Annotated in this window: 11 protein-coding genes; 9 read left to right on the plus strand and 2 right to left on the minus strand. The window is 50.0% G+C overall.

Going from position 1 to position 12,827, the window contains the following annotated elements:
- Window positions 1–238 precede the first annotated feature (238 nt).
- From pssA to EQU24_RS04100, 6 genes are all read left to right on the plus strand, one after another.
- A complete protein-coding gene (gene pssA, locus EQU24_RS04075; RefSeq protein WP_026130168.1) occupies window positions 239–979 on the plus strand; it encodes a CDP-diacylglycerol--serine O-phosphatidyltransferase in 741 nt (246 codons plus the stop codon).
- Between the two features lie 427 nt (window positions 980–1,406).
- Window positions 1,407–2,951, plus strand: a complete 1,545-nt coding sequence (locus EQU24_RS04080; RefSeq protein ID WP_017840721.1) for a 2-isopropylmalate synthase — start codon at window positions 1,407–1,409, stop codon at window positions 2,949–2,951.
- Window positions 2,952–3,025: 74 nt separating this feature from the next.
- On the plus strand, window positions 3,026–3,814 hold the full coding sequence (locus EQU24_RS04085) for a uracil-DNA glycosylase (RefSeq protein ID WP_017840720.1): 789 nt from the start codon (window positions 3,026–3,028) through the stop codon (window positions 3,812–3,814).
- Between the two features lie 2 nt (window positions 3,815–3,816).
- A complete protein-coding gene (gene rimI / locus EQU24_RS04090) occupies window positions 3,817–4,362 on the plus strand; it encodes a ribosomal protein S18-alanine N-acetyltransferase (protein ID WP_017840719.1) in 546 nt (181 codons plus the stop codon).
- A gap of 353 nt (window positions 4,363–4,715) precedes the next feature.
- Window positions 4,716–5,171, plus strand: a complete 456-nt coding sequence (locus EQU24_RS04095; RefSeq protein WP_138767074.1) for a hypothetical protein — start codon at window positions 4,716–4,718, stop codon at window positions 5,169–5,171.
- Window positions 5,172–5,188: 17 nt separating this feature from the next.
- Window positions 5,189–6,595, plus strand: a complete 1,407-nt coding sequence (locus tag EQU24_RS04100) for a DcaP family trimeric outer membrane transporter (protein WP_017840717.1) — start codon at window positions 5,189–5,191, stop codon at window positions 6,593–6,595.
- A gap of 661 nt (window positions 6,596–7,256) precedes the next feature.
- On the opposite strand, the gene EQU24_RS23370 is transcribed toward EQU24_RS04100, so the two are convergent.
- Both EQU24_RS23370 and EQU24_RS04110 read right to left on the minus strand, forming a co-directional pair.
- Window positions 7,257–7,679 carry a type II toxin-antitoxin system HicA family toxin gene (locus tag EQU24_RS23370; RefSeq protein ID WP_341867689.1) on the minus strand — a complete coding sequence of 141 codons (423 nt, stop codon included), beginning with the start codon at window positions 7,677–7,679 and terminating at the stop codon, window positions 7,257–7,259.
- A complete protein-coding gene (locus tag EQU24_RS04110) occupies window positions 7,594–7,797 on the minus strand; it encodes a type II toxin-antitoxin system HicB family antitoxin (protein ID WP_017840715.1) in 204 nt (67 codons plus the stop codon). Before EQU24_RS04110 ends, EQU24_RS23370 begins: the two co-directional genes overlap by 86 nt.
- Before the next feature lie 909 nt (window positions 7,798–8,706).
- Here EQU24_RS04110 and istA point away from each other — a divergent pair.
- From istA to EQU24_RS04125, 3 genes are all read left to right on the plus strand, one after another.
- Complete coding sequence (gene istA / locus EQU24_RS04115; RefSeq protein ID WP_138767274.1) at window positions 8,707–10,266, plus strand: IS21 family transposase; 1,560 nt, start codon at window positions 8,707–8,709, stop codon at window positions 10,264–10,266.
- Window positions 10,253–10,999, plus strand: a complete 747-nt coding sequence (gene istB / locus EQU24_RS04120) for an IS21-like element helper ATPase IstB (RefSeq protein ID WP_017840713.1) — start codon at window positions 10,253–10,255, stop codon at window positions 10,997–10,999. Before istA ends, istB begins: the two co-directional genes overlap by 14 nt.
- 150 nt (window positions 11,000–11,149) lie before the next feature.
- Entirely contained in the window at window positions 11,150–12,079 is a 930-nt protein-coding gene (locus tag EQU24_RS04125; protein WP_017840712.1) for an Rpn family recombination-promoting nuclease/putative transposase, read from the plus strand.
- Window positions 12,080–12,827: the final 748 nt, after the last annotated feature.

The raw sequence follows: 12,827 nt of genomic DNA on the forward strand, positions 1-12,827 counted from the left end.
ATTTTTGACTTATGTATAACGATGAGCGCAGAGCTTGGGAACGATAAATAGGGAAGTTTTTTATACCAAATCCTAAACGAAATTTGCATCAAAGTATGTGTTTAGCCGTTACGTAACACAAATGATTCGTCTCCGGATCTATTTTCCAAGTCGCTATTAATTCATGAGTGCTTTTTCGGCTCATTGTATAATCTGCGGTATTGTTTTATTGCAAATGTTGCAACAGTAGATGAAAAATATGACGCCTGAAAAATCTTCCACGCCTCGCCGCCGCGGTATTTATTTATTACCCAATTTGTTTACGACAGGCGCGTTGTTCGCCGGTTTTTACGCGATTACATCCGCGATGGGCGGGCGATACGAAACCGCAGCCGTAGCGATTTTTGCCGCCATGATTCTAGACGGGCTCGACGGGCGCGTGGCGCGTTTGACAAATACGCAAAGCAAATTCGGCGTCGAATACGATAGCTTATCCGATATGATATCGTTCGGCGCCGCTCCTGCGTTGGTAATGTACCTCTGGGCGTTTTCCAGCTTGGGTAAGCTAGGCCTATTTGCGGCATTCGTGCACATGGCCGGCGGCGCGTTGAGATTGGCACGTTTTAACGCGCAAGTCGAAACCGACGACAAACGCTATTTCCAAGGCTTGCCGAGTCCCGCCGCCGCCGCAATATTGGCCGGCTTTATCTGGATTTCGATCGAATACGATTACGATATCGATGCGCTAAAGTATGCGGCCTTGATTTTAACGATTGCAACCGGCTTGTTGATGGTTAGTAATTTTCGTTATTTCAGTTTTAAAGGCATAGACTGGAAGGGGAAGGTGCCTTTCGTCGTCGCGATTGCCGTGATGTTGGGAGTTGCATTTGTGATGGCGCAGCCGCAAACCATGTTGTTTTTGTTGTCTTTAGGGTATGCGATTTCCGGACCGGTTTTTACCTTGGTCATGCGTCGCCGCAGACTTCATAGAAAGACTTAGGAATATGCGCAAAATAACTGCTACAAGTAATAGGCTTTGCGGCGATTCGGTGACTCGCTTGACAGGACGCCGTGAATACTTCCATGTAGGCTTGACGGCGGCTTTCCCTGCCGCCGACACCTGTCAATCGAGCCACCGAACCCCCTTCCAGAAGTTGTCGAAGTTATTTCATGCTCGATCCTTAACAAATTTCTTGAGGCAAAAAACACAATCGCGTATAGTCCAACTCATGAAATTTCACTTCTCTATTACCGCCAGCAATTCGACAAGCACCGTTTTCGGTGCTGCTTTTTCGGCGCCGTTCAAACCAACTCTTCTTTTTCTGCTGCTGCCCTAGCGGGCACATACTTTATTCTCCTCCCCCGTAATACACAATCCTTACTAATCAGTTTCCTTAACATCAAATTTCTTGATGAACGGAGTTCTCATGAAAGACAAATTAATTATTTTTGATACGACTTTGCGCGATGGCGAGCAGAGTCCGGGGGCGTCGATGACGCGCGATGAAAAAGTCCGAATTGCAAAAGCGCTGGAAAGAATGAAAGTCGATGTGATCGAAGCAGGGTTTCCTGCCGCGAGTCCGGGCGATTTCGAAGCGGTCGAGGCGGTCGCGAAGGCGGTTAAAAACAGCACCGTTTGCGGATTGGCGAGGGCTTTGGACAAAGATATCGACAAAGCCGGTATGGCTTTGAAAGGCGCTGAAAGTTCGCGCATTCATACTTTTATCGCAACCTCGCCGATCCATATGCAAATGAAATTGCAGATGCAGCCGGAACAAGTGATCGAGTTGGCCGTTAAAGCCGTCAAACGCGCACTACAATATACCGATAACGTCGAATTCTCGCCCGAGGACGCAGGGCGTTCAGAGGAAGATTTTTTGTGCCGTATCTTGGAGGCGGTCATTGATGCCGGTGCGACTACGCTGAACATACCCGATACGGTCGGTTACAGTGTTCCTCATCAATTCGGCGCGACAATCGGTAACTTGATTCAACGGATACCGAATTCCGATAAGGCGATTTTCTCGGTGCATTGTCACAACGATTTGGGCTTGGCGGTTGCCAATTCTTTAGCAGCGGTGATGAACGGCGCACGCCAGGTCGAATGCACGATCAACGGACTTGGCGAGCGTGCCGGCAATGCCGCGTTGGAAGAGGTCGTGATGGCGGTAAGAACGCGCCAAGATGTTTTTCCGTGCGACACTACGCTCGATACGACAGAAATCATGACTTGTTCGCGTTTGATCTCGACGATAACCGGTTTCCCTGTGCAACCGAACAAAGCGATCGTCGGCGCGAATGCCTTCGCGCATGAATCCGGCATTCATCAGGACGGCGTGCTGAAAAGCCGCGAGACTTATGAAATCATGCGCGCCGAGGATGTCGGCTGGGCCGCAAACCGGATGGTGTTGGGTAAACATTCCGGCCGCAATGCTTTCAAGACCCGTATGACCGAACTCGGTTTCGAGTTCACCTCGGAAGAAGAATTGAACGAAGCGTTTTTCCGTTTCAAACAACTGGCCGACAAAAAACACGAGATCTTCGATGAGGATTTGCAGGCCTTGATTTCCGAAGTCAGCATTAGCGGCGAGGATGAATACATCAAATTGATCGCGTTAAGCGTTTGCTCCGAAACAGGAGAAGTGCCGACGGCGCGGGTTACTTTACGCATCGATAATCAAGAAATGACAGGCAGTTCGAACGGTAGCGGTGCGGTCGACGCCAGTCTGAAAGCGATTGAAAGTCTAGTCAATACACACGCCATTCTGGAATTGTATTCGGTCAACAATATTACCAACGGCACCGATTCGCAAGGGGAAGTTACGATACGCCTCGATAAGGCAGGGCGCATCGTCAATGGCTTGGGTGCCGATACCGACATCGTCATCGCTTCAGCGAAAGCCTATATCAATGCGGTCAATAAATTGCAAGCGCCTAATCAGCGCCGGCACCCGCAAAAAGGCGATGTTTAAGCTTCCTTTTCCTATCCGCTCGCGCACTTCCGAATTATACTCAATACGACAGTGCGCTGAGCACACTCCAAACGATGTTGGATACTGAGATTCGACTTCATTACCTAAAAGCGATCGGGATCGATGTTTGGGTTTCCCGTCAAGCACCGGTTGGTGATCGAATAAACTCCGGGGTAAGTGATTTCGCGGCGCCGCAAACGGCCGTATCCGCTCTACTCGGTGATGTTCAAAAAACAGCGACACCGGTTGCGCCTGACCTCCCCCTTGTTCCTGAAGTCGAAGCGCAGCCGAAATTGTCCGATTCCAAAACAACTTGGGCGGATTTACAAAATGAAGTGTCGGAATGCCGACAATGCACACTATGCGAAAGTCGGACGCAAACCGTGTTCGGCAGCGGTTCGGCAAGTTCGGGGTGGATGGTCGTCGGCGAAGCGCCAGGCGAAAGCGAGGATCGTCAAGGTGAGCCGTTTGTCGGCAGGGCCGGTCAATTGCTAACCGAAATGCTAAGAGCCATTGGCTTAAAGCGCGATGACGTTTTTATCACCAATATTCTAAAATGCAGGCCGCCGAATAACCGTGATCCTTTAACGACCGAAGTCGAAGCATGTAGCGACTATTTACATCGTCAAATCGCTTGGCTAAAGCCGAAAATTATTCTGGCGGTCGGGCGCGTTTCCGCACAAAATTTACTCAAAACCGACAAGAACATCGGCCAGCTCAGAGGGACGGTACATTCATTGGACGGCATTCCTCTGGTTGTGGTATATCATCCGGCTTATCTGCTGAGGTCACCGCTAGAAAAGCGTAAAGCCTGGCAGGATCTACAATTGGCTATAGCTAAATTTGACGAAATTAAAGGTTGAGCATGCGGGAGTTATTACAACGATTTAAAGATATTGTCGTTTACGATGCCGATCGTGAGTTTTACGCAAAAATTTTTCCGGATTCGGTATCTAGGGATGATTTGTTAAGGATGCGGCGCATGACCGGCAAAGACTTAAGCGCCGTCTTAACGATAGAAAATACTAACTACGATTTTCCATGGAGTGAAGGCGTTTTTAAAGACTGCTTCAAAGCGGGCTACAGTTGTTGGGTCTGTGAAGACGTCGATAGAATATTGGGCTACAGCATTGTTTCGATCGCGGTTGGCGAAGCGCACATTTTGAATATTTCGGTCGCGCCGGAAGACCAAGGACAAGGTGTCGGCCGTAAAATGTTAACGCACCTAGTCGACGTCGCTAGATGGTATAAAACCGAAACCGTCTTTTTGGAGGTCCGTCCTTCCAATATTGGCGCCATTGCGTTGTATCAAAAAATGGGCTTTAATGAAATCGGTATCCGTAAGGATTATTACCCTGCTCAAGAAGGGCGGGAAGACGCATTAATGCTGGCGTTGGAGTTGTTTTATTGAAGGTATTTCAATGCCGGTTCCTAAACAATAATCGTCGATTCTTCTGGATTCGCTGATTGAATAACCGAGTTCTGCTATGTAGAAGAGGCTGCGATGGACATCGAACGAAATAGATTCCAACGTTTAGGAATATGCGCAAAATAACTTCTACAAGTAGTAGGCTTTGTGGCGGCTATCAGATTGCCATGGATGGTATGACTGCAGATTTTGTATTACGCCATGGATGGCGTGTATTAAGGCAATGCAGGAGCAATTGTCGAGGAGAAAAAGTCAGCCCTGCCGGCGACACCTGTCAATCGAGCCATCGCCCCCCCTTCCAAAAGGTGTCGAAGTTATTTCATACTCGTTCCTTAGTGACTTTCGTGTGTGTCCAGTTATTGATGGTGTTATCTGCTTGCCAAACCGGGCAATTCGGAGGCGGTATTCATGGTCAATTCGATGATCCTTGTGCGTTAATGGCAGCTAGGGATTGCTTACGTAGTTTGATGCGTTCGATGAGCCATGAGGTTTACGATCAAAAACTCAATGCCTTAGAGGTCGAAGACGAGCGGCGGCGGCAAGCTTTGCAAATGGCTGACAGAATCAAAAGCGTGAGCCGCTATATACAAGACTTGCCCGGCAAGGATAATTATCTTGAGCTCGATGACGACGAAAAAGCGGTTTTTTCAATGTTGGCCGTCCGATTGGACGCGCAAGCCGAGGGCATTCGGCGTTTGGCGAAAGCGTACCGGATTAGAGCATTGAATGCCTCACTCGATCGAGTCGCAGAGACTTGCAACGAATGCCACAGCCGTTTTCAAATTCATTGAGTGAAGGAAATAGGTAGATGCGGCATGGAGTTTTACAGGCCAAGCGTTCGGGATTTTTAGCTCGCGCCTGCTTTTTCGGTGCGCTGACAATCCATGCATTGAGTTCGGAAGGCGCGGAAGAGCTCGACCCGCAAGAGGAAATTCGCCAATTGCGGCAGCAAGCCAGTGAAATTATGAAACGCCTGGAATATTTGGAAGCCAAGCTAGAAGCCCGGCAACAAGCTCCGGTTCCATCTGAAGGGCCTGTCGAATCAGCCGATTCAATGTCAATTGAAAGTGCAACGGAAACCTTGGCGACCGGTGTCGTCGATGTTGCCGGAGAAAAAACGATGCAGGAGGGCGATGGCCTGTTGGAGCTGAAAGCCTTGGATACGGTGTTGACGGTTGGCGGACGTTTGACATTGGATGCTTTTCAAATGTGGCCCGATACCCCATTGCGAAGAACTTACGAGGCTCCGCTCGACCGTTCCGGAAAAAACGGTCAATTTAATAGTCATCTCCGCGAGACCCGGCTCTGGATTAAAAGCCGAACGCCCACTCGTTTCGGCATGCTCCGTGCATTGGTTGAAACCGACTTCGCCGGAACGCCGGGAAACGAGATTCTGACTAATTCGCATCAGATTCGTTTGCGCCATGCCTATTTTCAACTGGACGGCTTGACGGTCGGACAGACTTGGTCCTCGTTTCAATTGAACGAGACTGCGGATGTTATAGTCGACCCGACCATCATGGGTTTCATTCGTCAGCCTCAGATTCGCTGGAGCTGGGATGGCGATTGGCTCTCCTACGATGTATCGGTGGAAAATCCCGAGACGACGCTGACCGATCCTTGGGGCAGGCAAGTGCTGCCTTCCGACGATCGCTGGCCGGATTTGGTCGGGCGTATCCGGCATCAAGCCGACTGGGGTTCGGCGACGATGGCGGTAATGATGCGCGATATCCGGCAGGATAAAACGACCTTGAGCAATGGCTTGCAGCTCGACAATACCGATTCTAAACTGAGTTGGTCGACCAGCGGTTCGGCACTGATCAAAACCTGGGATAAGGACGATATCCGTTTGGGTTACGTTTACGGTAACGGCTTGGGTCGTTATGTGGCCGCCAATACCTTCAGCGATGCGACTATTAATGCACGAGGCGAAATCGATCTGCAGACGAGTTGGGGCGCTTATGCGGCTTACCGGCATTGGTGGAGTCCGGAATGGCGGTCTACCTTACTGTATTCGATGGCAGCGACCGATAATAATCCGGGAACGACCGGTACCGCTAATAAGCGGGTCGGGTCATGGCAAGCCAATTTGTTTTGGATGCCGATCGAAGAGGTCCTGTTCGGATTGGAGTACATGCGCTACCGCCGCGATCTCGAAAACGGCAGTCAAGGCGGTTTCGACATGATTTATTTCAGGGCTTTGTATAACTTCTAACGAGACTTTGCGGCTCGCCGGCCCGGTTGCTTGCGTTGTTTATTTCCGAAGCCGGTATGTTTGGTTGTAAATCGCTGCGTCCGCTGAAAATCTTGGAAACGGAGCGTTAGCGAAGTGAAGATTTTTAGCCCCCGATAGCCGTAGCGCCGGGTGTTTTGCCGGAGTCTGCGCGAATAGCGCAGGCGGAGGCAAAATACAAGGCATCGCGACACGGCGTAAAGCCATTTGTGGGAGTGCTACGGAGCCGCATCGAGTTTACGATGATGTGGCGTAGTGGCACGGACGCAGGGCGAATCGGGGCCGCCGAAGGCAATAATCGCCAAGTCATTTTTCGCTGCTGAAATCGGACGGACCCCATTTCAGCTTTCGCGAAAAATCTTGGCGCGCTTGTTGGCGGGGGCGGAGTCGACGGTGCCTTTCGGCTGGAACGTCGGTATCAAGTGTTTTTTACCGTGTCTCATTCCCAAGTTCTTCTTGGGAATGCTTACCTTTAAGCTCTGCTTATCGTTCGCCAAGCGGAGCTTGACGGTAGACACTCTCAAACAAGAGTCTACCTCGTCCCATACGTTTGAAACCAACATGAAGGTAAAACCTAACGTTCTTTCAATTAGACTTGGTTTCACAGTTCATTTTCTGTAATTCCTGCAACTTTCATAAAATGCTAAAGCAAACCGATTTTCAAATCTTCATTGCCATGTATAGGTAACGAAATACGGCAGCAATTCCCAGTTTGAGCAGTTTCGCCGATTTTAGGGTGTGGGGTATGCCTGTCGAGGAAGGCCGTAAACCCATCCATGGGGGCTTGGCGGCAGCTCCCTGCTGCCGACATCCTCGCCAAGCATACCCCACACCCTTTTTGATCTCCAAATTGGGAATTGCTGGAAATACGGGCGGGATTACCGGGTTTCATGTACACATGGTGGCTACCGTTTACCCGAACACAATGCCACCCTTGATTTTCCAGAATCTTGGCAAATTGTGTTTGCCGGAGATTGCTTTCACACGGCAAGCTCCAGCACCCTGTCATTCTTGGAGATTTCAATTTGTTCCAAGTCAACAGAAAGGCAGCCTTCCACGGCCTCATATAAATTTGAGAGTAGTTCTTCAAAAGTATCGCCTTGTGTGGCGCACCCTTGAATTGCAGGTACTTCCGCCCAAAAACCACCTTCTTCCGCAGGATGAATAATTACTTTTAATTTCATGTCTGGCTCCTTATTGCTGATTGGGAACGGGCACATCTTAAAACTTCTTGAGCGGGACGGGGTATGTGCTTCGTTCCAAACGTTTCAATCCAAGTCCTGATTAGCAAGTTTCTTCAGCTAAAGCCCAAAGATCAGCATATCCCCAGCAGGACGGTGTTCGTAAGTCATGCGCGTCAAGCTAAAAACGGCCAACCCACATCACGCTCTTTCCCAAGCTCCGGCTTGGGAAAGATACACAGGAAGCTCCAGCTTCCTGAGACCGACACAACCTCCGCACATTCTCAATCAACCCCGACTCGCTCGCTCGTTCAATCTTTCTTGATTGGCGGGAAGCTAGAGCTTCCTGAACAGGTTACCCAAGCTGGAGCTTGGGTAACAGCATAAAAGGTTGTGGTCTCAAGCGGGAAGGGGTATGAAGCTTGGGGTCAAGCCGTACATTTGACACCCTTTGGCTTCTGTCTCGTTCTCTAGCTCAAACTTGGGAATACCTACCGTCAAGCACGGCTTGGCATTTTCCCCCGTGGCGCTTCACTGCCATTAACAATTAAGCCGTCAAAGAGTCCAAGTAATGCTGAAATTCCGGCTCGAATATGCTTAAAAAGCCTGCTGCCATGGTACTGGACTCCGCCAGTTCATGGCGGAATGACGGGTACCCCTTAACTTAATGGTAGTATCGTGGCGCTTAGGTTTTGAGCAGGACCGGGTAAATAAAACGGATCAGATGCAAATGAAATGCGATAGTCACTAACCGGGGGGGGCGAGGGCGTAAATATGGAAACTGTTAATGGCCAATTAAACTGAGCCAGAAATGGCCAACAATTTTGAGCCACTTTTTCAGACTTTATTTGTACCAATAAATCTGACAGAGTCCCTGAATTTTTTCCAGGGAGCGTCATGAAGGAGTGGATTGTGATCCATCAGATTAAAGCGTTATACAACGATGGCAACGGCTTATCCGAGCGTCAGATTGCCAGTCAATTGGGTATTTCCCGTAACACCGTGAGCAAATACCTGAAGCTGTCGGCTGCGGACATTAGTGCCCTGCAGGAAGAGATAGCCCGAGGTAAGAAGCTGGACGATTACCGCGACTACATTATTCAGTTGCTGCAAACCTATCCGGGCTTGTCAGCGGTCAAAGTGCTGCGCAAACTGAAGGCCAAAGTGGACGATTTGGCCGTTTCCGACCGTTCGGTACGGCGTTATATACAGGCTCTCAAGCAAGAGATTAGCTTTAAGCAGGCGCGTTATTATGAGCCGGTATTGGACATGGTGCCGGGCGAACAATGCCAGGTCGATGGCGGCGAACTGCGCGATGTGATGATTGGCGGCGTGGCGACGACGGTATATTTCATGGTGTTTGTGCTGTCGTATTCGCGTCTGATGCATGTTTCGATCTGTGCCAAGCCTATTGATACCGAAACGCTGATTCGCCAGCACGATGCGGCATTTCGCTATTTCGGCGGCATACCGCAAGAGTGCGTGTACGATCAGACCAAGCTGGTGGTCATTAGCGAAGTGTTTCGCGAGTTGCGCTTGAACCAGCGCTTCCATCAGTACGCCACGGCAGCGGGCTTCACGATTCGGGCTTGTGAAGGTTATGATCCGGAAAGCAAAGGCAAGGTCGAGGCCGGGGTCAAATACGTCAAACAAAATGCCTTGTATGGCGAGACTTTTACCGACTGGGATGCTTTGAAGGCCCATATGACCGACTGGCTCGACGGGATAGCCAATCAACGGCGACACGGCACCACCGGCCAACAACCGGCGATACATTACGCGGCCAACGAGCAAGGCCATATGCGGGCTTACCTGACGCCGTCTTGTGTTGACGCGACCGCCAGCCAGGCCCGCATCACCCGCAAGGCGGATAAAACCGGCTTGATCGCCTGGCAATCCAATAAATACTCGGTACCGATGGCGTATCAATGCGCCCGTGTCGCCGTGCATGAAGCTAACGGCGTCATCCAGATCAGCGATCTCAGTACTCACAAAGTGATCGCCGAACATGCTGTGTGTCTAGAAAAGGGGCAAATTATTAAGAACCGGCATCATTACCGGGATATGTCGCTACGCATCGAAACGCTTGAAAAGGACTTGCATGAACTGCTGCCGTCTCCGGCGGTCGTGACTCAGCTGTGTGCCCTGTTGAAAGCCAGCTCGCCGAAAATCTACAAAGACCAGCTGGCCGGTGCCAAGCAGGTGCTGACCGAGCAGATCAAACAGCAGGGTGCGATTCCCGAAGCGGTGCTGACGCGACTGATCGACACGCCTCGGTTAACGGCCAGCGGCCTGAAAGAACGACTGGAGGCCTGGCGGCAGTCTGTGGGACGCTCGGACGACAGCGATGCCCTATCGATGCCGCCATCAGAGCAGGCCACTGCCGCCATCAAGCAAGAATGTCCGCTGGCCCGTTATCGTGCCCTGAATGGCCACTCGGCTGGCCAAGGAGAGAGCCATGCCATCCATTGATCAGATTGCCAGGCAATATCGCAGCTTGTGCCTGACGGCCATTGCCGAACACTTGCCAACCTTGCTTGGCCAAGCCGAGACCCATGAAAGTTCCTACCTGCAGTTTGCCGAAAGCTTGGTTGAACATGAACAGCGCCAGCGCAACGCCAAGCGCATCGAGCAAAACCGCAAACGCGCTGGCTTTCCTTTGCTCAAAAGCCTGGAAGAGTTCGATTATCGCTTTCAGACCACCATCAGTAAACGGGAAGTCAACAGTCTGCTCGACTTCGGCTTTATCGACAATCGGGACAATGTGGTCTTCATCGGACCGCCCGGGGTCGGCAAGACACACCTGGCCATCGGCATCGGCCTGAAAGCCATCGATGCCGGTTATAAGGTCAGCTTCAACACCGCGCTAGGCTTGATGGAGGCCTTGGAACTGGCCGAACTCAAAGGCGAGTTGAAAAAGAAAATCAACCAACTGCTCAAATTCGATGTACTGATCATCGACGAACTGGGTTACCTGCCGATGAACAAACAAGGCATGCACAACCTGTTTCAGCTCATCAACGCGCTGTACGAATACCGCTCGGTGATCCTGACCACCAACAAGGAATTCACCAACTGGGGCGAGTTTTTTATCGATGACAACGTCGCCGTACCCATCGTCGACCGCATCATCCATCATTCACACATTTTTATGCTAGGAGGGGAAAGTTATCGACTCAAATCAAAGCTAAATCAAGCATCGTAACCCTGGAAAAGTGGCTCAATTTAAATGGCCAAAACTGGCTCAATTCTGTTGGCCATTGACAGAAACTATAAACACTGTCCAGGAATAAAAGACACAGCATGACTTATGCTAAACTGAGCGTCATGTATTGTCTTGACCTTGTCCTGTCCCATGAAAGAAAAGTACATCAATCTATTCACCGATTTTGGCTTTAAAAAAGCCTTTGGCGAAGAGGCAAGTAAAGAACATCTGATTAGCTTTTTGAATACCTTGCTGCCGGAACGGCACCAGATTGAAGAACTACAGTTTTGTAATAACGAGTACCAAGGCGCGACGGCGCTGGATCGCAAAGCCATCTTTGACCTAAATTGCGTCAGCGCGACCGGTGAATATTTTATTGTCGAGCTGCAAAAAGCCAAACAGAACTTCTTCAAAGACCGCAGCGTCTTTTACGCCACCTTCCCGATTCAACAGCAAGCCCAACGTGGCGACTGGGATTTTAGGCTGTCGGCGGTCTACACCATCGGCATCCTGGACTTTGTGTTTGATGATGAGGACAATGCCCAGCGCGATGAAGTCATCCATCGTGTGCAATTGAAAAATCAGCATCATCAGGTGTTTTACGACAAGCTGACCTTTATCTACTTGACCTTGCCCAACTTTAGGAAAACGGAAGACCAACTCGACACCCTGCAAGACAAATGGTTCTTTTTGTTCCGCCATTTGCATGAACTGGACGACATCCCGCCGCGCTTGCGCGAAAAAGTCTTTTTGAGCTTGTTTGAAAAAGCGAGCATTGCCCGTTTTGAGCCCGAAGAGCGCCAGGCCTATGAATCTAGCTTGAAATACTACCGCGATTTAAAAAATGTCATCGATACCGCGCGAGAAGAGGGTAGAGAAGAGGGTAGAGCGGAAGGTAAAGAAGAGGGTAGAGCGGAAGGTAAAGAAGAGGGTGAGCAAATCGGTTATCAAAAAGCCAGAGCTGAATCGGTATTGAAAATGCTCGGTCATGGGATACCGGAAGCGGAAGTGGCTAAATTGCTGGACTTAACGCTAGAGGATATTCAAGAACTTACCAGAGGGAGATCAAATGACGGATAACAATCAACTTCCTGAGCGGGACGGCTTAACTTATCGACCCAGGATTTTTCCATTCACCCTTCGACAAGCTCAGGGCGAACGGAAAAATCCTTAACTTAATGGCAGTGGAGCGGGACGGGGTATGTTGCCAATCCGCATCAATTGAATAATTTCATTACCCCAGGGGGCTAGGTTACTCATCCGCTGAAAATCTTGGAGTGTGCCACAGGCACACAAACTGACGCTATACGGAAATAGCGAGCAGATGTGTATAAGCTCATTGGAAGATGATGGTAGGTCCATCAAAGTCTGCTGTCGGAAACCGGCTTTAAACCACCTCAAGCTGCTTGTATTAAGAGTGCAGGTAGTGAGCGTTGAGGAAAAGCTAATTCATAATTAGCAGGTAGGGTACAGAGAGACGAGTTAAACCGAACCTATGTTGACGCGTCGTTATTCAGAGACTCGACATCAAAACCTGGGGCGTCCAAGACTTCAGGGATGAGTCTGCAAGCGGATCCGAAGTCTGTGCAGATGGTGTCCGGCGTATAGTGGGCGTGACTCTGTACCGGGCTTTCAATGGGAACTGTGGGAACCAGTCATCATGATGTTAAGGGAGAAATGCAAATCACTAAATTGATAAGTATGAGAGTACCGATGCGTGATACTGGGGCGGAGTTGCTCGTAGTAGTGTTGAAGCGTTTGTAATGAACGAGGAGCGAAGGGGCAACATCAGGCAGCCTTTATTGCTATCACAACTGTTGAAAGGCAG

The organism is Methylotuvimicrobium buryatense, assembly GCF_005931095.1.
In the GTDB taxonomy this organism is placed as follows: Bacteria; Pseudomonadota; Gammaproteobacteria; order Methylococcales; family Methylomonadaceae; genus Methylotuvimicrobium; species Methylotuvimicrobium buryatense.